At 60.7% G+C, this 26,997-nt stretch carries 22 protein-coding genes, 1 tRNA gene and 2 pseudogenes; 5 read left to right on the top strand and 20 right to left on the bottom strand.

Features of this window, described 5'->3' with window-relative positions:
- Positions 1-106: 106 nt before the first annotated feature.
- The 10 genes and pseudogenes from H4V96_RS01260 to H4V96_RS01215 form a co-directional block, all read right to left on the bottom strand.
- A pseudogene (locus H4V96_RS01260) lies at positions 107-243 on the bottom strand (sigma factor-like helix-turn-helix DNA-binding protein); the annotation flags it as partial.
- Between the two features lie 261 nt (positions 244-504).
- A complete protein-coding gene (locus tag H4V96_RS01255; protein WP_196856284.1) occupies positions 505-1,323 on the bottom strand; it encodes a sulfotransferase in 819 nt (272 codons plus the stop codon).
- 257 nt (positions 1,324-1,580) lie between these two features.
- Positions 1,581-2,672 carry a redox-regulated ATPase YchF gene (ychF, locus tag H4V96_RS01250; protein WP_010394545.1) on the bottom strand — a complete coding sequence of 364 codons (1,092 nt, stop codon included), beginning with the start codon at positions 2,670-2,672 and terminating at the stop codon, positions 1,581-1,583.
- A 215-nt stretch (positions 2,673-2,887) separates the two neighbouring features.
- A complete protein-coding gene (gene pth, locus H4V96_RS01245) occupies positions 2,888-3,472 on the bottom strand; it encodes an aminoacyl-tRNA hydrolase (protein ID WP_010394542.1) in 585 nt (194 codons plus the stop codon).
- Between the two features lie 115 nt (positions 3,473-3,587).
- On the bottom strand, positions 3,588-4,193 hold the full coding sequence (locus H4V96_RS01240; RefSeq protein ID WP_010394539.1) for a 50S ribosomal protein L25/general stress protein Ctc: 606 nt from the start codon (positions 4,191-4,193) through the stop codon (positions 3,588-3,590).
- Between the two features lie 166 nt (positions 4,194-4,359).
- Positions 4,360-5,310, bottom strand: coding sequence for a ribose-phosphate pyrophosphokinase (locus tag H4V96_RS01235; protein ID WP_070345902.1), 951 nt, complete (start codon positions 5,308-5,310; stop codon positions 4,360-4,362).
- 150 nt (positions 5,311-5,460) lie between these two features.
- Positions 5,461-5,537 (bottom strand) — tRNA-Gln (locus H4V96_RS01230).
- An 87-nt stretch (positions 5,538-5,624) separates the two neighbouring features.
- Positions 5,625-6,509 (bottom strand): 4-(cytidine 5'-diphospho)-2-C-methyl-D-erythritol kinase, encoded by an 885-nt coding sequence (ispE, locus tag H4V96_RS01225; RefSeq protein ID WP_196856285.1) that lies wholly within the window; start codon positions 6,507-6,509, stop codon positions 5,625-5,627.
- Positions 6,506-7,156, bottom strand: coding sequence for an outer membrane lipoprotein LolB (locus H4V96_RS01220; protein ID WP_196856286.1), 651 nt, complete (start codon positions 7,154-7,156; stop codon positions 6,506-6,508). Before H4V96_RS01220 ends, ispE begins: the two co-directional genes overlap by 4 nt.
- Positions 7,157-7,224: 68 nt before the next feature.
- Complete coding sequence (locus H4V96_RS01215) at positions 7,225-9,027, bottom strand: tetratricopeptide repeat protein (protein ID WP_196856287.1); 1,803 nt, start codon at positions 9,025-9,027, stop codon at positions 7,225-7,227.
- 203 nt (positions 9,028-9,230) lie between these two features.
- Here H4V96_RS01215 and mutM point away from each other — a divergent pair, with 203 nt between their 5' ends.
- From mutM to mutY, 3 genes are all read left to right on the top strand, one after another.
- A complete protein-coding gene (mutM, locus tag H4V96_RS01210) occupies positions 9,231-10,067 on the top strand; it encodes a bifunctional DNA-formamidopyrimidine glycosylase/DNA-(apurinic or apyrimidinic site) lyase (protein WP_196856288.1) in 837 nt (278 codons plus the stop codon).
- A 90-nt stretch (positions 10,068-10,157) separates the two neighbouring features.
- Entirely contained in the window at positions 10,158-12,059 is a 1,902-nt protein-coding gene (locus H4V96_RS01205; RefSeq protein WP_196856289.1) for a dynamin family protein, read from the top strand.
- Positions 12,060-12,083: 24 nt separating this feature from the next.
- A complete protein-coding gene (mutY, locus tag H4V96_RS01200) occupies positions 12,084-13,259 on the top strand; it encodes an A/G-specific adenine glycosylase (protein WP_196856290.1) in 1,176 nt (391 codons plus the stop codon).
- Between the two features lie 37 nt (positions 13,260-13,296).
- Here the strand turns inward: mutY and H4V96_RS01195 are convergent, their stop codons facing one another.
- The 7 genes and pseudogenes from H4V96_RS01195 to pilM form a co-directional block, all read right to left on the bottom strand.
- Complete coding sequence (locus H4V96_RS01195; protein ID WP_010394521.1) at positions 13,297-14,433, bottom strand: deoxyguanosinetriphosphate triphosphohydrolase; 1,137 nt, start codon at positions 14,431-14,433, stop codon at positions 13,297-13,299.
- Entirely contained in the window at positions 14,430-16,055 is a 1,626-nt protein-coding gene (aroKB, locus tag H4V96_RS01190) for a bifunctional shikimate kinase/3-dehydroquinate synthase AroKB (RefSeq protein ID WP_043460653.1), read from the bottom strand. Before aroKB ends, H4V96_RS01195 begins: the two co-directional genes overlap by 4 nt.
- Positions 16,056-16,094: 39 nt before the next feature.
- Positions 16,095-18,335, bottom strand: coding sequence for an Ig-like domain-containing protein (locus H4V96_RS01185; RefSeq protein WP_280720650.1), 2,241 nt, complete (start codon positions 18,333-18,335; stop codon positions 16,095-16,097).
- A 55-nt stretch (positions 18,336-18,390) separates the two neighbouring features.
- Positions 18,391-19,722 (bottom strand): annotated as a pseudogene (locus H4V96_RS01180) (type IV pilus secretin PilQ family protein); the annotation flags it as partial.
- A gap of 101 nt (positions 19,723-19,823) precedes the next feature.
- Positions 19,824-20,864 (bottom strand): pilus assembly protein PilP, encoded by a 1,041-nt coding sequence (locus H4V96_RS01175; protein WP_196856293.1) that lies wholly within the window; start codon positions 20,862-20,864, stop codon positions 19,824-19,826.
- 15 nt (positions 20,865-20,879) lie between these two features.
- Entirely contained in the window at positions 20,880-21,464 is a 585-nt protein-coding gene (locus tag H4V96_RS01170; RefSeq protein WP_196856294.1) for a PilN domain-containing protein, read from the bottom strand.
- Positions 21,461-22,093 carry a pilus assembly protein PilM gene (gene pilM, locus H4V96_RS01165; RefSeq protein ID WP_196856295.1) on the bottom strand — a complete coding sequence of 211 codons (633 nt, stop codon included), beginning with the start codon at positions 22,091-22,093 and terminating at the stop codon, positions 21,461-21,463. The genes H4V96_RS01170 and pilM overlap by 4 nt, the downstream gene beginning before the upstream one ends.
- A 301-nt stretch (positions 22,094-22,394) precedes the next feature.
- Between pilM and H4V96_RS01160 the strand changes: the two genes are divergently transcribed.
- Positions 22,395-24,740: a penicillin-binding protein 1A gene (locus tag H4V96_RS01160; RefSeq protein ID WP_010394507.1), complete on the top strand. Its 2,346-nt coding sequence runs from the start codon at positions 22,395-22,397 to the stop codon at positions 24,738-24,740.
- Between the two features lie 64 nt (positions 24,741-24,804).
- Here H4V96_RS01160 and cyaY read toward each other — a convergent pair whose 3' ends face one another.
- Positions 24,805-25,134 carry an iron donor protein CyaY gene (cyaY, locus tag H4V96_RS01155; protein ID WP_010394505.1) on the bottom strand — a complete coding sequence of 110 codons (330 nt, stop codon included), beginning with the start codon at positions 25,132-25,134 and terminating at the stop codon, positions 24,805-24,807.
- Positions 25,135-25,174: 40 nt separating this feature from the next.
- On the opposite strand from cyaY, the gene H4V96_RS01150 reads away from it, so the two are divergent.
- Entirely contained in the window at positions 25,175-25,357 is a 183-nt protein-coding gene (locus tag H4V96_RS01150; protein ID WP_162097123.1) for a lipoprotein, read from the top strand.
- Here H4V96_RS01150 and H4V96_RS01145 read toward each other — a convergent pair.
- Positions 25,354-26,007, bottom strand: a complete 654-nt coding sequence (locus H4V96_RS01145; protein ID WP_010394501.1) for a protein-methionine-sulfoxide reductase heme-binding subunit MsrQ — start codon at positions 26,005-26,007, stop codon at positions 25,354-25,356. The two genes, H4V96_RS01150 and H4V96_RS01145, sit on opposite strands and share 4 nt — an antisense overlap.
- A 9-nt stretch (positions 26,008-26,016) precedes the next feature.
- Positions 26,017-26,994: a protein-methionine-sulfoxide reductase catalytic subunit MsrP gene (msrP, locus tag H4V96_RS01140; RefSeq protein ID WP_010394500.1), complete on the bottom strand. Its 978-nt coding sequence runs from the start codon at positions 26,992-26,994 to the stop codon at positions 26,017-26,019.
- Between the last annotated feature and the right edge of the window lie 3 nt (positions 26,995-26,997).

Here is a 26,997-nt window from a genome sequence, read left to right as displayed (position 1 = left end):
CGCGGCGCGCTATGCTGCTTGCCCTCGAAAGCTTGTAAACGCTGCCAGGCGAGGTCATGGTGCGGATGGGCGGCACACCAGCGGGCGCAATCACCGCCTCCATGGCTCAGACGTCCTGCGCGTGCAAGGACTTATAGCCGGCCACCAAACCGCGGCGATGTATTTTTCGACGGACGAGACGGACACATGCAATGTAGCGACGATGTCGCGGTAGCTCAGGCCATCGAGTTTGCACAGCAGCAATCCACGCAGCCAGTGATGGTGGGCGGTGTACAGACTGCTGAATTGCTGCTGAAGCGCTAACTCGGCGATGCTCACGATGCCCTTCCTGCGACAATGCTCCTTGGTAAAACAGGCGCATTGAGATGCCAATGAGAATTATTTATATTAATTCTCAGCGAAAGGTCAACGTCATAACAGGCGATAGGCCTGGAGAGGTGAACCAGGCGAACATCGGGTAAGGGCCACAAGCAAGGTCGTGACCCATCTGGCGCGGCGACGCGCTTATTCCGCGTATCCGAAAGCCTGCATGGCTTCGCCAGCCTGGCGGCGACATTTCTCACGGCTCTCTTCAGTCATTGCTGTCTCGAACTGCCGCACAGATCCCGTATTAATCTCGTTATAAAGATTACTGTGATGACTGACGCCATGGTAACGGGTACTCCTGTTTTCCGGACGCAACATTCCATCGGTATATTTAACATCCATGAATTGCGCCACCCCCGTCAACACCCGGGCAGGATAGGCCACGAAGTCTTCGTAACGTATAAGCAGGTAATTCTCCGCCGCTTTTTCCATCTCGTATTTCAAGTACAGATTGGTCGACGACCAAATTCTGGGAAAATACTCGTCGAAATCTTCCGCCCACCCAGTCCGGTTCAACGACAGCATCAGATCACGAATATCGCGCACGACATGGATAACTTTGTCCGCACCGCCTAGCGTGCCAGACTCGATCAGCATGCGCATGGACATCAGGTCATTCGGTGACTTGTCGCCAGCCTTCTTTCTTCCGGCAGCCTCAGCCAGCTTGGCATAAATAACATTGACGATGGTGTTGGCATCATAGGCGGAGTCAAATACGCAAGCATGTATGTCCTTCTGGCTGACATATTGTCCTAGGCTGGCGGAAAAACGGTTCGAACTGACAATCATCTTGAAGATCAATTCCCGGCCAATGGCCTCATCCCTGACCCGGTTGATGAGAAAGGCGAGCGGCACAATGAAATCGGTTTCGTCCGGAACAACAAGATCGGGGTGGGAGCTGATGCATTGCGCCAGTAAGGTGGTACCGGAACGTGGGGAGCCAAATATATAAAACATGGGAGTGTCGCTTTCAACTTCATTGCGAGAATGATAGCCATAGAGATGTAAAAGCCCATCGCAGTAGGTTTTCCATTGCTAAGACAGATGACGAGTGTTCAGGATACCAGGGTAGACCCGGCACACTGAAGGCACTACATCATGCAACGGCAGCGTCTGCTACGTCACAACGCGCTCCCATGCTGAACCCACGCTGCACGAACGGCAGCGTGGGTTCAGTCTGGCCAGCGGTTCTCAAGCCGCTGACCTCATTGGAATTAGACGTTGAACAGGAAATTGAGCACATCGCCATCTTTGACCACGTATTCCTTGCCTTCGGCGCGCATCTTGCCCGCTTCCTTGGCGCCGGCTTCGCCCTTAAAGGCGATGAAGTCGTCATAGGCGATGGTTTGCGCGCGGATGAAGCCGCGTTCGAAGTCGGTGTGGATCACGCCGGCCGCTTGCGGGGCTGTGTCGCCCACATGGATAGTCCAGGCGCGCACTTCCTTGACGCCCGCCGTGAAGTAGGTTTGCAGACCCAGCAGCTTGTAGGCGGCGCGGATCAGACGGTCCAGACCAGGCTCTTGCATGCCCATGTCGGCCAGGAATGCACCCTTGTCGGCGGCATCCAGATCGGCGATTTCCGCTTCCATCGATGCGCAGATGGCGACGATGGGCGCGTTTTGCGATTGCGCGTAGGCCGTCAGCTGGTCCAGCAGCGGGTTATTGGTAAAGCCCGTGTCCGACACGTTGGCGACGAACATGGCTGGCTTGGCCGTGATCAGGCACAAAGGCTTGATCAGTTCCATTTCGTCAGCATCGAGGCCCATGGCGCGTACCGGCTTGGCATCGTTCAGGTAAGGCATCATGCGTTCCATGATGGCCAGCAGCTTGGCCGCGTCCTTGTCGCCCGAACGCGCTTTCTTGTTTTCGCGGTGGATGGCTTTTTCCACGGTGCCCATGTCGGCCAGCGCCAGTTCGGTCTGGATGACTTCGATATCGTCGAGCGGATTGATCTTGCCGGCGACGTGGATGACGTTGTCATCTTCGAAGCAGCGCACGACGTTGACGATGGCATCGGTTTCGCGGATATGCGACAGGAACTGGTTGCCCAGGCCCTCACCTTTCGACGCGCCTGCCACCAGGCCGGCGATGTCGACGAATTCCACGATGGCGTTGACCATGCGTTCCGGCTTGACGATGACGGCCAAGGCATCCATGCGTGGATCCGGCACTTCGACGACGCCGACGTTCGGCTCGATGGTGCAGAACGGATAGTTTTCAGCCGGGATGCCGGCTTTCGTCAGTGCATTGAACAGGGTGGACTTGCCGACGTTCGGCAAGCCGACGATACCGCATTGGAGACTCATGGAAAACCTTTAATAATCAAAGCACATGGCGCCGTCTATCGGCGTGCTTGCCGTGCTGTTAGGGAAAATGGGGCGCTGCTGCGCCATTTTCCGGGGATAGTGCGTGTGCTGCATTTCAAGGGGTCAATTGTACCCCTGACAGCCGCGCTTCAAAAGCCCGATGATGTCCAAATGACGCCAAAACAGCCGTATCGTGACGCCATCAGGCCCTACTCTCAGGCCGTATGCAGCTTCATGGTCGCTGCCTCGAACTTGCCTTCGACGATCTGCGGCATGAGCTGCAAGGATTTTTCAATCGCTTGCTCGATCAACTCCTGGTCTTCACGGCGCGGGCGGTGCAGCACGAAATCGGCCACCTGCTGTTGCAAGCTCAGGGTGCGAGGGTGACCGATGCCCAGGCGCAAGCGCCAGTAATCCTGCGTGCCCAGCGCTGCAGTGATATCTTTCAAGCCATTGTGGCCGCCGGCCGAGCCACCTTTTTTCAGGCGCGCAATGCCGGGCATCAGATCGAGCTCGTCGTGCACCACCAGCACTTCATCGGCGGCGATCTTGAAGAAGCGCGCCAGCGCGCCCACGGACTGGCCCGAGCGATTCATGAAGGTCAGCGGTTCGAGCAGCCAGACTTCCTTGCCGGCTATCGAGGTTTTCGCCAGCATGGCGTTATAGCGCGAATCACGCTGCAAGCGCGTGCCAGGCAAGCTGTTGGCAAGATTGTCCACCAGCCAGAAACCGGCATTGTGGCGGGTTTGTTCGTATTCGGGTCCCGGGTTGCCGAGGCCGACGATCAGGCGTATGGGCATGGCTGTGTCTGCAATGAAAAGGAAAACATTATCGGTGAAAACAGGCAGAAAAAAACCCGCGCGGCGAACCTGGCGGGTTTTTCCTTGCGACTACCGCATTGCTGCGGCGGCAAAATTACTTCTTGTCAGCGTCAACAACAGCAGCTGCTTCAGCAGCAACGTGGCCAGCCGGTACCGAAGCGGTAGCGATGGTCAGGTTGGCGCCGTGGGTGACCGCGGTCACGCCAGCTGGCAGGACCAGGTCGCCGATGTGCAAGGAGTGACCGACGTCGATGTTCGACAGGTCAACGTTGATGAATTCTGGCAGTTGGCCTGGCAGGCACGAAACTTCGATTTCGTTGGCAACGTGGCTGATGGTCGCGCCATGCAGTTTGACTGCTGGGGAAACGTCAGCGTTGATGAAGTGCAGCGCCACTTTCACGTGGACAGCTTGCTTGGAGTCAACGCGCTGGAAGTCAGCGTGCAGAACCAGTTGTTTGTATGCGTGGACTTGGAAGTCGCGCAACAGAACTTGCTGGGAAACGCCGTCGATTTCCAGATCCAGGATCGACGAGTGGAACACTTCTTTTTTCAGAGCGTGGTACAGAGCGTTGTGATCCAGCGATACCAGCACAGGGCCTTCAGCGCCACCGTAGACGATACCAGGGGTCAGGCCGGAAATGCGCAGGCGGCGGCTCGCTCCGGAACCTTGCAATTCGCGTTTAAATGCGATAACTTTCATGTGAAACTCCAAGAAGAACAAGGCTTGCGCCTTGTGTTATGAAGATTCCCGCGACCAGGAATCTTCGAAAATGGGCGCATGCGCGCCCCGAAAACTAAAACACTGCGGCGCAACAGGCAAAAAGCCGGTCGCGCCGCAGGCATTACGTCTGTTTCTATTGACCGAATCAGTCGATAAAGAGAGAGATTACCGAGTCACCCTTGATGATGCGCTTGAACGTCTCGGCCAGCAATGGCGCGCACGTCAGTTGGCGAATCTTGCCGCAGGCCAGGGCCGCTTCGGACAGCGGAATCGTATCGGTCACGACCAGCTCATCGAGTGGCGAAGCCGAAATACGTTCGATCGCCGGGCCGGACAGCACCGCGTGCGTGCAATACGCCACGACTTTTTTCGCGCCGCGCTCTTTGAGCACTTCGGCAGCCTTGGTCAGCGTGCCGGCGGTGTCGACCATGTCATCCATGATCACGCAGTTGCGCCCTTCGACTTCACCGATGATGTTCATCACTTCGGAAACGTTCGCTTTTGGACGACGCTTGTCGATGATGGCCAGGTCGCAGCCCAGGCGTTTGGCCAAGGCGCGCGCACGTACCACACCGCCAACGTCAGGCGACACCACCAGCAAATCCTGGTAGTTTTTCTTTTGCAGGTCACCCAGCAAAATAGGCGAAGCGTAGATATTGTCGACTGGGATATCGAAGAAACCTTGAATCTGGTCAGCGTGCAAGTCCATGATCAGGACGCGCTCGACACCGGCTTCTTCCAGCATATTCGCTACCACCTTGGCAGAAATGGCCACACGCGCGGAGCGCGGACGACGATCTTGGCGGGCGTAGCCGAAGTAAGGGATCGCGGCGGTGATGCGGCCAGCGGAAGCACGTTTCAAGGCATCAACCATCAGCATGATTTCCATCAGGCTGTCGTTGGTTGGAGCACAGGTGGATTGCAAAACAAAAACATCCTTGCCGCGCACGTTTTCGTTAATCTCGACCATTACTTCGCCGTCGGAGAATTTCGAAACGTTTGCTTTACCGAGAGGGATGCCGAGGTTTTTTGCGACCCCCTCTGCCAACGCTGGATTCGCGTTGCCGGTAAAAACCATCAGGTTTTCGTAAGCCATGGGAGTCCCAAGAGGTGATATAGAAGTCTTGAAAAGCACTAACCGGGCATAGGCCCGGTCAGTCATTTTTTACAATATGCCGCGTGGCGACATATCTGCTTTTTCCCGCACTGGACGCTAACTTCGCATCGACAGACTACGGTGAATTGGTGGCAGGGGAAGAAGGATTCGAACCTTCGCATGCTGGAATCAAAATCCAGTGCCTTAACCAGCTTGGCGATTCCCCTACGTAACTGACTGCTTGCCGTCATGTTGGCCAGCATTATACCGACTTTTTGACGCTAAGCAAAATATTTTTTGCTACCTGCTTTTCTTTACAACAGCGCGAGCATCGGGTGTCGATTCAGCGCTTTTGCCTTCCAGGCGATCCAGATTGGTGGCACATTACTGAGCACCGCATCCGCTTCTTCCTGACTGCCAAACGCACAAAATACACAAGCACCGGAACCAGTCATCCTGGCCTCACCGTAAGCACTCAGCCATTCTACCGCATCTGCTACCGGCTTGAAAAGACCACATGCTACTTGCTGTAAATCATTTTTACCAAACCCGCCCGCATCGTTTCCTTCTGCGAGGTACCTGGAAAAGTCCGCTATTGTGACGGGTTCAGTATTTCTCGTCAAGCCTTGCGCGCAAAAAATTGCAGCGGTGGGCACTTGCACGCCCGGTTCGATCACCACATACCAGCATTCTGGCGTGCTAACCGGCTGCAAGTCCTCGCCCACGCCTTCGGCAAACGCATTCTCGCCAAAGATGAAAAACGGGATGTCAGCACCCAGCGGCAAGCCCAGCGCCATCAATTGCTCGCGCGTCAAGCCCGCTTGCCACAAGCGGTTCAGCGCCATCAGCGCGGTGGCCGCATCGGACGAGCCGCCGCCCAGGCCACCGCCCATGGGCAGCACCTTGTCGATGGCGATATCGACGCCACGCGGCAAGGCGCCCGTGCGGCGCAGCACCTGCGCCTGTAACAATCTGGCGGCGCGGATGATCAGGTCCTGTTCCTCCGGCACGCCAGCGAGCGCCGTCACGCGGACAATCGCAGTGTCGTCGCGCAGCGAAAAGTGCAAGGTGTCGCCATGGTCGAGCAATTGGAACACCGTCTGCAGCAGGTGGTAGCCATCGGCACGGCGGCCGTTGACGTGGAGAAATAAGTTCAGCTTGGCCGGGGCCGGGCAATGGTTCAGGGTCGTCAGTGTCATGGTGCAGTTGCGGTAGGGGCTGGATCGAGCACGATGCGCAGCGAGACCGCATCGGCCTGCGCGCTGGCATGACGTTCGGCATCGATACGCCGCGGTTGGGGCAAGGTGCCGGCGACATTTTCGCCCGCATTCTGCCCTACTTCTTGCCACGATACATAACGCAAACGCCAGCCGTCTTTGGTCGTCACGCTGTCATTGCCGGGGGCAGCGACAAAGCGCTTGCCGTCGGCAGCCACGGCATAGCCCTGCAGCCAGTCGCGCAAACCCGACACGGGCAAGGACCAGCCCAGCATCTGCGCGCTCAGGGTGTCGACGTCGGGCGCGCTGCGCGGCGCCTTGCCGCTTTGCGTCAACACCGCCTGTTGCGGCGTGACGGCAATCGTCGCCAGGGTGCTGCCGACGGGCGAATACAGGGTCACGTCGGTGCGCTGCGCTGTCTGCTGCCAGTTGAAATTGACGGTGGCCGATTCAGGCTTGTCATCCTTCTGGTACACAACATTCAGGCGACCAGTCAGCTCCACCTGTTCGCGGTAAGGCGCGACGGTTTTACCCGATGGCGCGGTGTCGGACGAGAATGGGGAAGTCAAGGTCGAGCAGGCCGAGAGGGACAGGCACAGAACAGCGAGGGGGATGAAGTTTTTTGGCATGGGGAATTTTTATAAACCCAAGGGCAGATGCTGGGGGCTGCCCCCAGCATCTGCCCTTGGGTTAACAATCACAAACTGACATTCAATCGCGCCAGCGTACTTTTTAGCGCGGCGTTTTTCGGGTCCTTGCTTTGCGCATCGCGCCACAGCTTTTTCGCTTCATCCTGGTCGCCCTTCTGCCACAGCACTTCGCCCAGGTGGACGGCGATTTCCGGATCACTGCGCACGGCATAGGCGCGGCGCAAGGCGTTTTCCGCCGCGGCCAGGTTGCCCATGCGGAACTGGACCCAGCCCATGCTGTCCATGATGAAAGGGTCGCCCGGCGCCATCTGCAGCGCCTTCTCGATCAGCGCATGGGCTTCCTGCAGGCGGATGCCGCGTTCGGCCAGCGAGTAGCCCAAAGCGTTGTACGCATGCTGGTTGTCGGGTGCCAGCGTCATCACGCGGCGCAGGCTGGCCTCCATTAAATCGAGTTTATCCTGGCGCTCTGCCAGCAAGGCGTAGTCGTACAGCAGTTCGGGATTGTCAGGGAAGCGCCGCACAGCGTTTTCCAGCACCGTGTAGGCGCTTTGCACATAGCCTGCGTCGCGCAGAAATTGCGCATCGATCAGCAGCACCTGCGCCTGACTTGCCGGATCGTCCGTTTCGATTTCCGCCAGCGCCTTGCGGGCTGCATCGAGATTGCCGCCCAGGGCAATCAGCTGGGCGCGGCGCAAGCGCGCTTCGACATAGCCGCTAGACGCGCTGTTGTCGACCTTGTCCAGCCAGGCGATGGCGCCGTCCACGTCGCCGCGCTTCTCGGCGATCTGCGACAAAATCATCAGGGCCTTGAACGGGTCGCGCGTGTCGCCAGGCGATTTTTCGAGCACAGCCAGGAAGCGCTTGAAGTACTGCTCGGCGCCCTTGATATCTTCCAGCTGCAGCGCCACGATGCCCAGCGCATACAGGGCACCGACGTTATCGGGCGCACTTTTCAGCAGCAGCAGGAATTGATCGCGCGCCGGCTCCAGCTGTTTTTGCTCAACCAGCAGGCGCGCATAGGCGCTACGCACTTCGACGGCGTCCCGGTTCTTCTGCAGGAAAGTGGCCAGCAGCTTGCCTGCCGCCTCGGGTTGGCCCGTCACCTGCGCCAGCGTCAGCACAGCCAGTTCGGAATTGGGCTTGATCGCCAGTGCCTTGTTGGCTTCGCCGATGGCGCGCTCGCGCTCGTCGATCGACAAGGCACCTTGCGCCAGCACCAGGTGCGCTTCGAACATGTCCTGGTAGGGCTGCACCAGACGCGTCAGCATCGAGTAGGCATACAGCTTGTCATTCGAGCGCGACAAAATCTGCTGCATCTGGAACAGGGCCACGCCGCGCCCGCCAGCTGGCGCATTGGCCAGGCGTTCAGCAAAAACCGCTTCCGCCTCTTCGATCTTGTCCGTCAGCACGACGAAGCCGAGGAAGAACTGCGTCGCCTCGTCGGAATCGGGCGCCAGCTCGCGCCACAGGCGAATGGCCGCCAGCGCTTCGCCGCCCTGCTTGGCGGCCAGCGCCATCTCGGAAGCGCGCCGTGCCAGGCGCGGGTCGCGCGTCTGCTGCGCCGCCACCATCATCGTCACGTACGGCCCTTGCCACTGGCCGCTCTTGAATTCCATTTCAGCGCGGGTCAGCTTGTACAGCAAGTCGCTGCTCAATTCGACCTTGGGCAAGTCCTGCAACTTGGCATCGGCCTCGGACTCGGCCTCGGACTCGGCGCCCGCTTCCTGCGGCGTGGCGAGCCCGGCCGCCGAAGGGCGGGCCGCAGCATCGGCGGGGGCGACAGGCGTCTGGGCCAAGGCATGCGTGGCCATCAGGGCGGACAAGGTTACAATGGCGAAAGCGTTTTTCAAAGGCTGATCCCGGGCTAAACGACAAAGTTTGATTTTACGCCCAACGCGACTATTGCGTACTTCGCGTATGTAACGAAAGTAACGAAAGTAACGAAAGTAACGAAAGTAACGAAATATTTATGGCGTGACCACATAGTCTGCCCGGACCAGCCATCTGCCGGCAAGCTGCCAGTTTTTACCCGGTTTTCAACCATGCGAGCCCTATGCCAGAATTGCCAGAAGTCGAAGTCACACGGCGCGGTGTTGCGCCCCACCTCGAGGGACGCGCCGTGCGCGCCGTCGTGCTGCGCCGCGACGGCCTGCGCTGGCCCTTCCCGCCTGCCCTGGGCGAACAATTGTCGGGGCAAACCATCGGCCTGACGGGGCGGCGCGGCAAATACCTGCTGATCCATTTCCGCCACGGCACCCTGATCATCCACTTGGGCATGTCGGGTCACCTGCGCGTGCTACCGATGGGGACGGAGGCGCAAAAACACGACCATTTTGACCTCATCGTGGAAACTGCAGACGGCGCCAGCCAAGTGCTGCGCATGACGGACCCGCGCCGCTTTGGCGCCGTGCTGTGGCACGACCAGGCCGACGGCCCGCTCGACGGCCATGCACTGCTGCGCGGCCTGGGCACGGAACCGCTGGAAGACGGCTTCACGGGCCAACTGCTATTCGAGAAAACGCGCAACAAGGGCAGCAGCATCAAGCAGGTGCTGATGGCAGGTGACATCGTCGTCGGCGTGGGCAATATCTATTGTTCCGAAAGCCTGTTTCGCGCGGGGATCAACCCGAAGACGCCGGCCCGGCGCATCGGCCTGGCGCGCTATGAGAAGCTGGCGCAGGCGATTCGCGACGTGCTGGCCGAAGCCATCGTGCAAGGCGGCAGCACCCTGCGCGACTTCATCGGCGTGAACGGCCAATCCGGCTACTTCCAGCAAACGTATTTCACCTACAATCGCGCAGGCAAGCCGTGCCGCGTGTGCGGCGCGCCGATACGCCAAATCGTGCAGGGACAGCGTTCCACGTTTTACTGCGTGCACTGCCAAAAATAAGCACGCCTGACAAAACCGTCACGGGCGGCAGCCAATTATGGTCGAGAAGCGCAGCAGGTTTTGATCGGTGTTACACGCAAAGGGAGCCAGATGGTCAGGGACTTGGAACAATACAGCGCATGGCGCCAGGATGTGCTGGCCGCCTTGCAGGCATACCGGCAAGCCGCCAGCGCGGCGGGCTTGGTCGACGGCGCTTCCGCGCTACGCCTCGCACGCTGTGTCTCCCGCCTGCTTGATGATCGCCTGTCCGTGGCTTTCGTGGCCGAATTCTCGCGCGGCAAATCCGAGCTGATTAACGCCCTCTTCTTTGCCGGCTATGGCCAGCGCATTCTGCCTTCGGGCGCGGGTCGCACCACCATGTGCCCCACCGAGCTGCTGTACGACGCGGCATGGCCACCATCGATCCGCCTGCTGCCCATCGAGACGCGCGCGCAGAACCTGTCCACCAGCGACTACCGCGACCTGCCCGCCGCCTGGACCGTCCTGCCCCTGAACATCGATGCGGGTGGCGACATGCAGGCAGCCATCCGCCAGGTCAGCCTGACGAAAAAAGTCAGCGTGGAAGAAGCGGCCCGCTACGGCCTGTACGACGCCGACGACGCGGATGCACCCGCCATGCTCGACGAGGATGGCCTGGTGGAAATTTCCATGTGGCGCCACGCCATCATCAACTTCCCCCATCCGCTGCTGAAACAGGGCCTGGTCATCCTCGATACGCCGGGCTTGAACGCCATCGGCACGGAACCGGAACTGACCTTGAACCTGATCCCGAATGCGCACGCGGTGCTATTCATCTTGGCGGCCGACACGGGTGTCACGCGCAGCGATATCGAGGTGTGGCGCAACCATATCGGCGCCGGCGTGGGGCGCCTGGTAGTGCTCAACAAGATCGACAGCATGTGGGATGAATTGCGCGGCGACGCCGAGGTGGCGCAAGCGATCGAGCGCCAGCAGGCCAGCGTGGCGCACCTGCTGACCCTGGACGCGGGCCAGGTGTTTCCCGTCTCGGCGCAAAAGGCCCTGGTGGGCAAGATCAACCAGGATGCGGCGCTGCTGGAAAAGAGCCGCTTGCAGGCGCTGGAAACGGCCCTGTTCGAGGAGCTGATCCCCGCGCGCAAAGACATCATCCGACGCCAGCTGGCGTTCGACCTCGATGCTATCGAAGCGGCGCAGCAGGTACAGGCGGCGGCGCGCGCACGCGGCATCGCCGAGCAATTGCACGAGCTGCACAGCCTGCGCGGCAAGAACCAGAGCGTGATCGCCCACATGATGCGGCGCATCGATATCGAGAAGAAGGAATTCGACAGCAGCCTGTTCAAGCTGCAAGCGACGCGCGCCGTATTCACCCGCCTGTCGACGGAACTATATACGAGCCTGGGCATGGACATCGTGCGCGACGATATTGACGGCGTGCGCGCGGCCATGCAGCGCAGCCGCTTTTTTACGGGCCTGCGCGAGGCCGTGCGCCAGTATTTTGAACGCATCGCCAGTAACCTGGAGCGCTCGGAAGGCAAGACAGCCGAGATCACGGAAATGATGCACGTGATGTACCGCAAATTCGCCGCCGAACACGGCCTGGCGCTAGCCTTGCCGATGCCGTTTTCGCTGGCCCGTTACCGCCAGGAGATCGCCGACATCGAAGCGGTGTATCACAAGCAGTTCGGCACGGCGACCCTGCTTACCACCAGCCGGGGCGTGCTGATGGAAAAATTTTTCGACACGATAGCGTCGCGCGTGCGCCGCTGTTTCACCAACGCCAACGACGACGCCAGCGCCTGGCTGAAAGTCATCATGGCGCCGCTCGAAGCGCAGATCGTCGAGTACAAGGAACAGCTGAAACTGCGCTTCGCCTCGATCCAGCGCATCCACGACGCCACCGACGGCCTGGAACAGAAAATTACCGGCTTTGAGGCCAGCCTGGCGGCGCTCGAACGCGACAAGACGCAGCTGGCGCAATTGCTGGCTGCCTTGCGCACCGCCAGCGCAACATAAAACAACAAAATACTGGAACCCTGCATGAAACGTTTGCTGCATCCGCTCTCGCCCGCCCCGGGCGCAGCGCACTTTGAAAATACGCTTGAAACTTATGTCGACCCGACTTTTTCTGCCACAGTCATCGCCTGGCAAAAGCAGCATGGCCGCCATGCACTGCCCTGGCAAAACACGCGCGACGCCTACCTGATCTGGCTGTCAGAAATCATGCTGCAGCAAACGCAGGTCACAGCAGTACTCGGCTACTATGCGCGCTTCCTCGAACGCTTCCCCACCCTGCGCGATTTGGCATCAGCACCGGTGGAAGACGTGATGGCGCAATGGAGCGGCCTCGGTTACTACACGCGGGCACGCAACTTGCACAAATGCGCGCAGCGCGTGGTGGCCCAATACGATGGCGTCTTTCCCAGCGACCCGGCCCTGCTGGCAGACCTGCCCGGCATCGGCCGCTCGACGGCCGCCGCCATCTCCGCGTTTTCCAGCGGCACGCGCGCAGCCATCATGGACGGCAACGTCAAGCGCGTGTTTGCGCGCACCTTCGGCATCGATGCCTATCCCGGCGAGAAACGGGTCGAGGACGCCATGTGGCGTCGCGCCGAAGCGCTGCTGCCTGAAACAGGCATCGAAGCCTACACGCAAGGCTTGATGGACTTCGGCGCCACCCTGTGCACGCGCAGCAGTCCCGATTGCGGCCGCTGTCCGCTGCAACCGCGCTGCGTGGCCTACGCCACTGGCCGCACCAAGGATCTGCCTGTGCGCAAGCCGAAGAAAACCAGCCCGGAAAAGCACGCCGTCATGCTGCTCATCATCGACGATGGCCAGGTGCTGCTGGAACAGCGGCCCGGCTCGGGCATCTGGGGCGGCTTGCTGTCGCTGCCCGAACTCGATGGCCACGTGCTGGCCGATAAAGACTCACCGCAAGCGATAGACCAGCATGCGCTGGCACGCGCCGTGGCGCCGTTCGGCGAGATCGAGACGCAGGAACGGCTGCTGCCCATCGTGCATGTATTTACGCACTACAAACTGCACATCGTCCCCTGCCGCATCACGTTGGCGCGCCGCCTTGCACTGGCGGGGGAAGCGACCCATGTCTGGTACGACGGCGCGAAAATTGCGGGCGCGCCGCTGCCGGCGCCGGTCAAGAAACTGCTGCTGGACCTATTCGGTGATACGCGCGCAGCACAGCGCAGCATGTTCTAGTGCGCAGGCTAGTCGTGCTGGCACCGATGCAACCGGTCTACAACTCATCCAAAGAATACAGACGACGGTGCTCGCGGATCGCGTAGCGGTCCGTCATGCCGGCGATGTAGTCGGCGATCTTGCGCGCCTGCTGCGTGAGCTCACCCTCCTTGAGTTGATAGTCGGGTGGCAGCAGGGCCGGTTCGGCCATGAAGCTGTCATACAGTTCGCGTACGATGCGGCTCGCTTTGACGCGCATGCGATTGACCTGGTAGTGACGGTACAGGTTCGCTCGCAAAAAGCGTTTCAGGTCCGTCGCGTCACGGCGCATGGCGTCCGAAAAGCGGATCAGCGGGGCACTGGCGCGCACGTCGTTGACGTCGCGCGGTGCCGCATCGAGGATCAAGGCATTCGAGGTGACGATCAGATCGTCGGCCAGGGCGGTGATCAGGCGGCGCAGGGTTTCGTAGATGGCGCGCCGGCCCGACAGACCGGGAAATGCCTGCTGCACCTCGCGCCACAGGCGGCCGAAAAATGCCACCTCTTCCAGCTGCTGGATGGTGATCAGGCCGGAACGCAGGCCGTCGTCGATATCGTGGCTGTTGTAAGCGATTTCATCGGCCAGGTTGGTCAGCTGCGCTTCCAGAGTTGGTTGCGTGCGGTCGATGAAGCGCTGGGCCACGGGACCCAGCTCGCGCGCATGCGCCAGCGAGCAGTGTTTCAATATGCCTTCGCGCGTCTCGAACATCAGGTTCAAGCCGTCAAAGGCGCCGTAATGCTCTTCCAGCGTGTCGACCACGCGCAGGCTTTGCAGGTTATGCTCGAAGCCGCCGTGCTCGCGCATGCACTCATTGAGCACGTCCTGGCCAACGTGGCCGAATGGCGTGTGGCCAAGGTCATGCGCGAGGGCGATCGCTTCAACCAAGTCTTCGTTCAGACGCAAGTTGCGCGCGATCGAGCGTCCCACCTGCGCCACTTCCAGGCTATGCGTCAGGCGCGTGCGGAACAAGTCGCCCTCGTGGTTGAGGAAAACCTGGGTCTTGTATTCGAGACGACGGAAGGCCGAGGAATGGATGATGCGGTCGCGGTCGCGCTGGAACTGGCTGCGCGAAGCGTGCGCCGCTTCGGCAAAGCGACGTCCCTGCCCCTGTGCCGAATGGGCCGCATATGGGGCAAGGAAGTCTTCGGGGGTCATGCTTGCTGCACTCCGGCGGCCAAGGTGGCGAGCACCATTTCATGCGGCGCGGACGTGATGCACGGGCTGCCCAGTGGTTTCAACAAGATGAACTTGATGGCGCCGCCCTCGTTCTTCTTGTCCACTTCCATCAGTTCGAGCCAGCGCTCGACGCCCAGGTCCGGTGCCTTGACGGGCAGGCCGGCGCAAGCGACGAGTTTACGCACGCGCTCCACAACTGCCTGCTCGATATAGCCCATGCGGCAGGACAGGTCGGCCGCCATCACCATGCCGCAGCCGACGGCTTCGCCATGCAGCCAGTGGCCATAGCCCAGACCCGCTTCGATGGCGTGGCCAAAGGTATGGCCGAAGTTCAGGATGGCGCGCAAGCCGCCTTCGCGTTCGTCCTGGCGCACCACGTCGGCCTTGATTTCGCACGAGCGGGCAATCGCATACGCCAGCGCGCCCTTGTCGCGTGCCATCAGCTTGCCCATGTTCGCTTCGATCCAGTCGAAGAAGTCGGCATCGATAATGGCACCATGCTTGATCACTTCGGCCAAGCCAGCCGACAGCTCGCGCGCCGGCAGGGTTTCCAGGGTCGAGGTATCGGCAATCACGGCGCGCGGCTGATAGAAGGCGCCGATCATGTTCTTGCCCAGCGGGTGGTTGATGCCGGTCTTGCCGCCGACGGAGGAGTCGACCTGCGCCAGCAAGGTCGTGGGCACTTGCACAAAGCCGATGCCGCGCATATAGCTGGCGGCTGCATAGCCGGTCAGGTCGCCGATCACGCCGCCGCCCAGGGCCACCAGGGTGGTCTTGCGGTCACATTTATTGGCCAGCAGCGCGTCGAAAATCTGCATCAGGCTGGCCCAGTTTTTATATTCTTCGCCGTCCGGCAGGACGATGCAGATCACTTCGCGGCCATCGCTGGCGAGTGCCGCCTGCAGGCGGCCCAGGTACAGGGGGGCGACAGTGGTATTGGTGACGATGGCCACCTTGTGACCGCTGATATGGCGCAGCAGCGCATCAGCATCGGCCAGCAGGCCGGGACCGATGGCGATCGGATAACTGCGTTCGTCGAGATCTACGCTCAACAACATTTTGGATTGCTCGTTCATCGAAGGCTCTGCATGAATGACGCAGTTGGGCGAAGCCTCGCATTCGAGGCTGGCCAGCTGCATCAGGATGGTCTGAACCATTGATTGTACGTTAGGACGGCCGGTGTCGATCACAATGTCGGCCACTTCCATGTAATGGGGCTCGCGCTGTGACGTCAACTCTTCCAGTTTGCCGCGCGGGTCGGCCGTCTGCAGCAAGGGGCGGTTCTTGTCGTGGCTGGTGCGCGCCAGGATGTTGCTGACGCTGGCGCGCAGGTACACCACCGTGCCGCGCTCCTTCAGGTAGGCGCGACTGTCGGCATTGAGGATGGCGCCGCCGCCCGTGGCCATGACGATGCCCTCCTGCGCGCTCAGGTCGCGGATGACTTCGGCCTCGCGCCGGCGAAAGCTGGCTTCCCCCTCGATTTCAAAGATCCACGGGATGGTCGCCCCCGTGCGTGCCACGATTTCATGGTCGGAATCGACAAAGCGCAAGCCCAGCTTGCGGGCCAGGATGCGCCCGATCGTGGTTTTGCCTGCGCCCATGAGACCTACTAAAAACAGATTTTGCATGTGCTGCGACAATTATTTTGAATCACTACAAACATTCGCCTGCCCGTACGGACTAATCACGCCCGGTGGAGACACATCCTGGCGGTTAAAGTCCGAGAACAGCCCCGGAAGCAAAGTGTAACCGACATAAGTTGCCTCCGTCCCGGAACTATTGCCACGTATCGTCAATTCGACGTCCAGCCAGTTGGCTCTGTCGCGTGGATAAGTCAGCGTCACGATGGTGGTGCCGCTGCTGTCGGTCTTGCCTCCGGTGGATACATTGAGCGGAATGCCGGGATCGAGGTAGCCGTTTTTATTCTCGTCTTCGCCAGCGTCGAGCATGCCGTTGCGGTCCTGGCTGTTGTCCTCATTCGCGCATATCACGCTCGGCCCCCGAATCCAGCTTAATGCCGCCGTGGAGAACTGCAGAGTGCCCTTGTAATACGACTTGGGCCAGGCAGCGGCCGTGATGATGACGTCAGCCACCGGATTGCCAGCGGCATCCGTCACAAACACAGTATAAGTCTTGCGATAGGTGCTGCTGTCCGTGCCATCGAGCACATTTCCACTGCCGGCACTGATGAACAGCGATTTCTTCGTTACTGTCAGCTTGGCCTTGGCGCTGTTGCTCGATACGCCCTGCAATTGGGCTTGGACGATCACGCCATCGACTCCTGTGCTGGCTTGACCGGCGATATAACTTACCGTGGCCATGCCATCGGCATCGGTATTGACCACCGATGGCGAGCTCAACGAGCCACCGCTGGCATCACTCTGGATGGTAAAGCCGACCTGAGCATTCTTGACGAGATTGTTTTGCGCCGTGCCATCGCGCACGATGGCACGCAGGGCGCTGCGCTGGGATGTGCTGCCTGCCGTATTGGCACCGATTACTGCAGGGTCAGCCTGCAAGCTGATGGTTGCCTGTGGCGTCAGCGGGGCGACGAATTCCACGTCGGCCTGCACCGTCACACCCGTGCTCTCGTTCCTGGCCGTCAACGAAGTCCGCCCCGCGCCATCCGCCTGCACATAGGCGATGGCATTGCCGCCAACGAGCGCCAGTGGCGCCAGTAATGGCGTGGCGCAGGCGGCGTCCCGGTAAATCGCGCCGCGCGAAGTACTGAAACGCACATTGCCCGTTTGCGCGGTGCCGGCCACATCGTTATGCACGGCAATCGCGTAGCAGGTCTGGGTTGCCAGTGTCGTCAACGCCACATTGGCATCGGTGACGGCGTTGATCGTGAAATTGGCCGCATTGATCGCCACTGGCACTACCACGCTGTCGCCCTGGCTCTTAATGGTGATCGTATCGCCGGTACCAGATTGGGCGTTGTAGCTCAATATCAGTTGACCATTATTATCGGTCAGAGCGGGACTGCCGCCACCGCCCTTCACCATCAGTGGATTGGTTTGCGCGCTGAATGTCACCGGCTTGCCCACCAGTGGATTACCGCTAGAGTCGACCAACTTGACCACCATATCCGTACTTGTCTTCAGATTCACAGAAGAAAAGGCATTCACAGCGAGCTTGGTGCCGCTGACGCCGATATCCGTGCTGGCTTTTTGCGCACCGGCGCTGGCACTGACTTTAATCGTGCGCAAACTGGCATCGCCGCCCGTATTGAGACTGACTATCGCCTGCCCTTGCGCATTGGTATTAACCAGCGTCGCGCCCAGCGCGCCCGAATCGGCGCTGAAGATCACGCTGGCATTGGGAACGACGGCATTGTTGGCATCCTTGACAAACGCAATCACATTGACCGCAGTACCGCCAGACGAGGCCAGCGAGCCGCCGGAAGACGTCAGCAGCAAGCTGGCAATGCCCGAGGTAACAGGCACCACTTTCACCACCACCGGCGCTGAGTCGACGCCGCCGCTGCTGGCCTTGATGGTGATGTCCCGCAGAGTCGCATCGCCTTTCACGCTCAGCTTTTCCGTCACCGTGCCATTCGCGTCCGTGATACGAACAGTATTACTGATCGTGCCCGAACTAGCCGTAAAAGCAACAGTTTGACCCGTTATGGCATTGTTGCCCGCATTTTTAACCACGACCGTCAATACCACTTCCGTGCCATCCGCCCCCGAGGCCGCTATGGTGATGGCGCTGGCAACTAGTGTCACACTGGCAACACCAGAGTTGGCGCCATCTTTGCTCCCCAGGGTCGGATCGCCACCGCCGCCGCCACACGCGGCCAGCATGGCGCCCAGCGCCAGCAAGACCAGCCAATTCGATACAGCACGCCAAGAAGTATTGCCTAAAGAGAAGTTCCGCATCGTCGCCATCCGTCCGTTTTCGTTTGCATTATTACTGAAACGTAAAGATGTGACATTAACGTGTTGCAGGCCGATCTGCTACTATTTTCGGCGTAATAAACACCATCAGTTCGGTTTTTTCTTGACTGCGGCCCGTGCTGCGGAAAAAAACACCGAGCAAGGGAATGTCGCCAAGAATCGGCACCTTGCTTTCCGTACCCCGTTCGGACTGCTGATATATGCCGCCCAGCACCACCGTGCCGCCGTCTTCCACCATCACTTGCGTGCGCACGTGCTTGGTGTCGATGGCGAAGCCGGAACGCGTTTCCTGGCCCACGCTGTCCTTGTTGACGTCCACTTCCAGCACCACGTTGCCATCCGGCGTGATCTGCGGCGTCACCTCCAGGCGCAGGTTTGCCTTGCGGAACGTGATCGACGTGGCACCGCTGCTGGTGGCGACCTGATACGGCAATTCGATGCCCTGTTCGATCAGCGCCAGCACCTTGTCGGCCGTCACCACGCGGGGGCTGGAAATGATCTTGCCCTTGCCGTCCGCCTCCAGCGCGGACAGTTCCAAGTTCAGAAAGCGGTTGGCGGCTGCCGAAAAAAGACTCAGGGCGAAGCTGGCCGGCGGCAAGCCGTTAATGCTAGCGGCCGGCAAGTTGACGAATTGCGTATTCGGCACGAAGGCGCCGGCGCCGGCCACCGTTTGCCCCGTCGCCTCGCCTACGCCCTGATACGTACCGCCGACGGCCGCGCGGCGAGCGCTGCTGCCCAGCGAAAAGCCGGGCACCTGGCCCGCTGCCAGGCGCTGGTCCGTAAAACCCAGGCGCGCGCCCAGGTTGCGGCTGAAACTGTCGTTCGCCTCGACGATGCGCGCCTCGATCATCACTTGTCGCGTCGCGATATCTGTCCTGGCGATCAGCTCACGGATCTGCTCCAGTCGCGCCGGCACGTCAGTGACGAACAGCTGATTCGTGCGCGGCTCGATGATCACACTGCCACGGCGCGACAACAAGCGGCTGCGCCCCTCGCCCGCTTCCAGACCGAACAAGGTGCGGAACGCTTCCGCCTTCTGGTAGTTGAGCTGGAAGATGGCTGATTGCAAGGGTTCGAGTTCCGCGATCTGCGCGCGCGTTTCGAGCTCCAGTTTTTCGCGCGCCAGCATTTCCTCGCGCGGCGCGATCCACAGCACATTGCCATTGCGCCGCATGTCCAGGCCCTTCGCCTGCAGCAGTACGTCGAGCGCCTGGTCCCATGGCAAGTCGCGCAGGCGCAGCGTCAGGTTACCTGCCACGCTGTCGCTGGCGATGATGTTTTGCCCCGAGGCGTCGGCCAGGATATGCAAGGCCGCGCGCACGCCCACGTTCTGGAAATCGACGGAAATTTTCTCGCCAGCATACAGGCGCGGCGCCGTTACCAGCACCACGGCCTCGTCCCCGGCCAAGGCGGCACCATGCAGCAATATCAAGCATAGCGAGTACATCGAGCACATCCAAACCGACGCCTTCATGGCGTGGCCTCCGGCACGCCAGCTTTGGCCTCTCCCGACTTTTGCAAGGTCAGGCTGCCATGCCGTTCACGCCACTCGCCGCCCGCCTCCTGCAGCAACTCCCGGTACTGCAACGCCTGTTCGCTGATCTGTGTCACCAAGCCGTGGTCTGGCCCTAGATACTGGCCTACCGCCACCCGGTACACGCGCTGGCCCGCCATGAGCAGCGCACTCAGGCGCCCGGCCTGTTGCACGCTACCGACCATACTGATAGCCGGCAGCGCCACGTTTTCCAGCGCTTCGCGCAGGCGGCGCGGGTCGGGCCCGGCCACGCTGCCCCGCTGGCCCGGTGCGGGCGCAGGCGCAGGCGACAATGCGCCAAAAGGATCGGCCAAGGCGGCAGCCTCGTAGGGATGCGGCGCGACTGTGGCAAGCCGATGCCATGCAGGCACGGCTGCGGCACCGCCCGCCTTGGGCGACAGGGCCGCTTGCGCTGCCCGTTCCCCTGCTTCGGGCAAGCGATACGCCTGCAGCACGGCATCGAGCGTCAGTACGCGATCCTTGCCCAGTGTCAAGGCAAGCTCATGCACTGTGACGATACGCGGCAAGCGCGCCAGGTCCGCCAACAGCGCCCCCATGGCGTGGTAAGCGCCACGCAACTGTATGGCGATCGGCAAAGCGACATACTGCGCTTGCGGCCGCGCCGCGCCCGGCCTGAACAGTGAAAATTGCAAACCGCGCGACTGGCCTGCGGCGTTGATGTCGGTCAACAACACCGCCATCGCTTGCTGGTCGGGCAGTTGCTGTTCCAGCAGGGCCAGCTCGGCACCAGCCTGGCGCTGCTGCGCGCGCCACTGCGGCAACTGGCTCGCCCTGGCCTGTGCCGACAGATACTCGGCACGCAGGCGGCGCTCCTCGCCTTGCGCCACCTGTACGGCAGCCATCAAGCCATCGAGCCATGTGGCGTAAAACAGGGCCACTACCAGCGTAGCGGCCAGGGCGGCGCATGCGAGGCGCACAGGTAACGGCCACAGCGATGCGGTTTTCAAGCTCAGCATGATTGACCTCCAGGACTAAGATTGCGGAGCACCCGCCCCAACGCTTGCCAAAGCCAGCCGTATCGTCCATTCCACCGCGCCATCGACCGCGCCGCGTGCCTCCTGCCGCACTTCCAGCAATTCCGGTCGGGACCAGGGCGCTTCTCGCTCCAGCGCCAACAGCAATGCCGCGACCTGTTCCTGCGTGGCCGCGCGCCCTTGCAAGCGCACCATGGTCATTTCCTGGCGTACGCTGTGCAAGGACACGCCGGCCGGCATCGCCCGCGCCAGCACCTCCAGCATGCGCACCCAGGCATTGCGTTGCTCTTGCAAACTGGCAATGGCCTGCTGGCGCAGCAGCAATGCCGCCGTCTCGTCCTGCACCCGCTTGCCGCTGGCGAGGCTGGCATTGACCTGCAGCATGGCATTGCGCCAGCCTTCTTGGCGGCGCAGCTGCGCGTCGAGCCGGAGCTGCAGCCAGGCGCCCGCCGCCAGGGCCAGCAGCAAGCCCAACAACGCCCCGCCAGCCAGTTGCCACAGCAGCCGCTGAATACGCCGCTGCCGCGCCGCCTGCCGATGCGGCAAGAGGTTGATGCAAGGCACTTGCGCCACGCTCTTCATCGGACGTACCGGTGCAAGGCCAGCCCCCACGCCAGCTGAAATGCCAGGCCACTGTCCGGCAGGGCTTGCCAGCCCCCTTGTGCAACGGCCGCTTCGCGCGCCAGCGCCTCGCTATCCATGACGACGGGCGTCAAACCGGCCGCCGTGGCCGCATCGAGACGGCGCTGCACGCTGGCGCGCCGTGCCGCCACCAGCAGCACTTCGATTTCCTGCCCCGCCTGGCCCGCAAGCGGTGGCACCGGCCCCAGCTGGAAAAAATCCAGGCTGGCGTCTTCCAGCGCAAACGGCATGTATTGCGCCGCCTCCAGCTCCACCAGGATTTCCAGTTGTTCCTCCGGCAAGCCCGCCTGCAAGCGTAGTACATGCGTGATCAGGGCCGTGGCCGGCATGGCCAGCGCCACGCGGGTGCAAGCACTGCCACTATTGCGCCATGCCAGGCGCACGGCGGTGGCCAGACCCTGCAGATCTTCGACATTGCCTTCAACCATGACTCCGGCAGCCAACGCCGCGCTGCCGCAATGCCGACACAAGAGCTTGCCCCGCCGGCGACTCAACTCGACCACGCGCACGGCATCGTCCGCCATGTCGACGCCCAGCAAGCCGATGCCAAGAAAACTGCGGATGGACATGTTTTTTTATCGGGAAACGCGGCCGTGGGAGGGAGCCTGCCATACGCAAGCCTAGTGCTGACAACGCTGGCCTGTAAATGGATTTCACACCGGTGTTTGCGGCGCGCGGCAGCTATCTGGCCCGGCTGTGATCTGGCGCAGAATAATTGTTACCAAATCCTGGTTGCCAACATGCCAATACACGCTTATATAGAGTATCGACAAGTGTCGGCGCGCTGCCCGGCAAGGCCCACGGCACGCTGCCATCGCGGCAAGCTCGCTTATAATTGGCCGGCATAATTAACCGAAAGACATACGACGCATGACATCTTCAAACTCCGCCGGCTCCGCTGGCTCGCAGCCGCCCGCCAAGGGCAGCAAACCCAAACGTTTTCTGCTGATGGCGCTGGTATCGCTGCTGGGCCTGGGCATCGTCGGCGTCTTGCTGGTGGTTTTTGGCCTGGCCATGGCATATCCGAACCTGCCGGCGCTCGATACCTTGACCGATTACAAACCGAAAATGCCGCTGCGCGTGTTCACGTCCGACAGTGTGCTCATTGGCGAGTTCGGCGAAGAGCGGCGCAACATGGTGCATATCAAGGATATCCCCGATGTCATGAAGAAAGCCGTGCTGGCCATCGAAGATGATCGCTTCTATGAACATGGCGGTGTCGACTATCTGGGCATCACGCGCGCAGCCGTGCACAACCTGATGGGCGGTGCCAAGCAAGGTGCCTCGACCATCACGCAGCAGGTGGCGCGCAATTTCTTCCTGTCCAGCGAACAGACGCTGAAACGCAAGGCGTATGAAGTCTTGCTGGCCTGGAAGATCGAGAAAAACCTCAGCAAGGACCAGATCCTCGAAGTGTATATGAACCAGATTTATCTGGGACAGCGCGCCTACGGCTTCGCCTCGGCTGCGCAAATCTATTTTGGCAAGCATATCCAGGACCTCACCGTGGCCGAAGCAGCCATGTTGGCCGGCTTGCCGAAAGCGCCGTCGGCCTACAATCCGGTCGTCAACCCGAAACGTGCGCGCATGCGCCAGCAATACATCCTGCAGCGCATGGCGCAGCTGGGCTACATCACGCCGGCGCAGTTCGAAGTAGCGAAAAATGAAGAGCTGAAAGTAAAAACCGATAGCAGCGCCTTCGGCGTGCATGCCGAATACGTATCGGAAATGGCGCGCCAGCTGGTCTACGAGCAATTCAAGGAAGACACCTACACGCGCGGCCTGAACGTCTACACCACTATCACCAAGGCCGACCAGGACGCCGCCTACATTGCCTTGCGCAAGGGCGTGATGGATTACGAGAAACGCCACGGCTACCGCGGCCCGGAAGCCTACATCGACATTCCGAAAACCAAGGCCGAAGCCGATGACGCCATCGAAACGGAGCTGGCCGACCACCCGGACAGCGACGACATCATCGCCGCCATGGTGCTGCAAGCGTCGCCCAAATCGTTGCAGGCGGTCACGTCGGCCGGCGAGGAAATCACTATTACCGGCCCAGGGCTGACCTTTGGCGCGGCCTGGCTATCGGAAAAAGCGGCGCCGAACCGCCGCATCAAGCGTGGTGCCGTGATCCGCGTCATGCAGGAAAACAACAGCTGGGTCCTGACGCAGATGCCGGAAGTACAATCGGCGTTCGTGTCGGCCAGCACGACCGACGGCGCCATCCGCGCCATGGTGGGCGGCTTCGATTACAACCGCAACAAGTTCAACCACGTCACACAGGCCTGGCGCCAGCCTGGTTCGGCCTTCAAGCCCTTCATCTATTCCGCGTCACTGGAACGTGGACTGTCGCCGGCCACCATCATCAACGATGCGCCGATCTCGTTCGATGCGGGCCAGACCGGTGGACAGGCGTGGGAGCCGAAGAACTACGACAGCAAATACGATGGTCCGCTGAGCATGCGCAAAGGCTTGATGAAGTCGAAGAATATGATTTCCATCCGCATCTTGCACAAGATCGGCGCCAAGTATGGCCAGGAATACGCGACGCGCTTCGGCTTTGACGCCGACAAGAACCCGCCGTACCTGACCTTGGCACTGGGCGCCGGCAACGTCACGCCGCTGCAAATGGCGGGCGCCTACGCCGTGTTCGCCAATGGCGGCTACAAGATCAACCCGTATCTGATCGCCAAGGTGACCGATAGCGATGGCAATATCCTGTCGCAAGCCAAGCCGGACCTGGCAGGCGAGGAAGCCAACCGCGTCATCGACGAGCGCAATGCCTTCATGATGAACAGCATGCTCAACGACGTCGTGCGCTTCGGTACGGCGAACAAGGCCATGGCCTTGAAGCGCCCTGACCTGGCCGGCAAGACAGGCACGACCAACGACTCCATCGACGCCTGGTTCGCCGGATACCAGGCCAAGCTGGTGGGCATCGCCTGGATAGGCTACGACCAGCCGCGCAACCTGGGCAATCGGGAAACGGGCGGCGGCCTGGCCTTGCCGATCTGGATCAGCTACATGGCGAAAGCGCTGAAAAGCATTCCCGTCGAGGAACGCGCCGTGCCAGAAGGCCTGATCCGCGTGGGCGACGAGTATTACTATGCGGAAAATCCGCCGGGCACAGGCGTAGGCAGCCTGGAAGGCGCAGCGCGCGGCACGCCGGAGGAAGAAAAAGCCAAAGAAGCTGTCAAGAACGAACTCTTTTAAGATCTTTGATGCAAAAAGGGCAGACTGCAAAGTCTGCCCTTTTTTTATTCCCGTGGCGAAACGATTACTTCAGCACGACAGGTGCGCCCGCCTGCTCGCTGGCCATGCGGGACAAGGCAGCAAACAGTTCCGAGCCGTCGCGCGTGTTGAGCCAGACATCGCCGTCGCGCTTGTAGTGAAACCCGCCGGAACGGGCGGCCACCCACATTTCGCGCATGGGGGCCTGGCTGTTGACGATGATTTTCGTGCCGTTATCGATGAATTCGATTTCCAGCACATTACCGCTGCGGCTGCATTCGACGTCGAGCACGTCTTCATCGTTCAGCCGGTCCAGCGCCGCCTCGATCTGGGTCAGGGTGGCTTCGGCCAGGACCAGGAATTCCGATTCGCTCATGCTACACTCCAAATATCTTAATCAAACCGTGATTCTAATCGTGAAGTCATCCTCAGCGTTTTATACCGGCATCGCCATTGTGGTCTCTAGCGTCTTGGCCGGCTGCGGCCAGCCCGGCCCCCTGTACCTGCCCAAGCCGCCCACAGCCAAGGGCGCGCCAGCCAAAGTCCCGGTCGAACCGGCCACCGTGCCACCGCCACCCTTGATCGTGCCGGCAAGCTAAGTTGAACGTAGCGCGGTAGCGGCATGCGCCGCCCTGGCGCTCTTTACGCGCTTACTCCAGGCAAAATACACACGAATTAACAATAGTAGCGCGACGATGCTGCCAAAAATGATCGGTTGCGTGAAATTGTGCTTGCCCGCTTTCATCCACCAGAAATGCAGGATGGCCAGCGGCGCGATGAGGTAGATCAAGCGGTGCAACCACTGCCAGCGCTTGCCACCCAGGCGTTTCACCATGCCGTTCGTGCTCGTCACGGCCAGGGCAATGAGCAAGACGAAGGCGATGAAACCCACCGTGATGAACGGACGCTTGAGCACATCATTCCACATGGCCTGCACATCAAAAAAGTGATCGAACCACAGGAAGGTGGTGAAATGCAGCGCCGCGTAGAAAAACGCGAACAGGCCCAGCATGCGCCGCAACTTGATCAGCCAGTTCCACTGCGTGACGCGCCGCAAGGGCGTCACCGCCAGGCTGATGCAGAGAAAATACAGGGTCCAGTCGCCCGTGCCACGCGTGATGAATTCCAGTGGCTCCACCAGTTGCCCCGTGTACGTGAGCCAGACCATGCGCGCAAACGGCAGCAGCGCCAGCAAAAAGACCAGGCTTTTCAGCAGCGACAATTGCCTGCTCGTGGGATGGATGGCCATGGTCTTTCCTTAAAAGAACTTCTTCAGATCCATGCCCGCGTACAGCGAGGCCACGTCGTTATAACCGTTGAACATCAGGGTCTTGCGCTTGCGCGCGAGAAAACCGTCTTCGCCGATGCGCCGCTCGGAAGCCTGCGACCAGCGCGGATGATCGACGTTCGGGTTCACATTCGAGTAAAAACCGTATTCGGACGGTGCCGACAGATTCCAGGACGTGCGCGGCTGTTCCTTGACGAAACGGATCTTGACGATGGATTTGGCCGACTTGAAACCATATTTCCACGGCAAGACCATGCGCACGGGCGCGCCATTCTGGTTTGGCAAGGTTTCGCCATACATGCCCAGGGTCAGCAGCGCCAGCGGATGGTTCGCTTCATCGATGCGCAAGCCTTCCGTATACGGCCATTGCAGCACGCGGCTGCCCACGCCCGGCATTTGCTTCTTGTCGGCCAGGGTGATGAACTCCACATACTTGGCATTGCCCGTCGGCTCGACCTTCTTGATGATTTCCGAGAAGGAGTAACCGACCCAGGGAATCACCATCGACCAGCCTTCTACGCAGCGCAAGCGGTACACGCGCTCTTCCAGCGGCGCCAGCTTCAGCAGCGCGTCCAGATCCAGCGTCATGGGCTTCTTGATTTCGCCTTCTATACTCACCGTCCATGGCCGCGTGCGCAAGGTGCCAGCGTTTTGCGCCGGCTCGCTCTTGTCCGTGCCAAATTCGTAGAAATTATTGTAGGTGGTGGCGTCTTTGTAGGCGGTCTGCTTTTCCAGCGCCGAATAGGCGGGGTTGAGCTTGCCGGCCAACTTGGGATTGATGCCTTGCGCGAAGGCTTCGCGACTGGCCATTTCCAGCAAGGCCGCGCTGGACACGGAGCCCAACGCCACTTGCTTGATGAAGCTGCGGCGCGATTCAAACACGGCGCGCGGCGTGATTTCGGAAGAATACGGCAATTCAATGCCGTTGGGACTGCGCTTGATCAACATGGC

The sequence above is a fragment of the Janthinobacterium sp. CG_23.4 genome (genome assembly GCF_029892305.1).
Taxonomy (GTDB): domain Bacteria; phylum Pseudomonadota; class Gammaproteobacteria; order Burkholderiales; family Burkholderiaceae_D; genus Janthinobacterium; species Janthinobacterium lividum_D.
The sequence above is the reverse complement of the archived record's forward strand: the minus strand, read 5'-3'. Positions and strand labels throughout refer to the sequence as shown.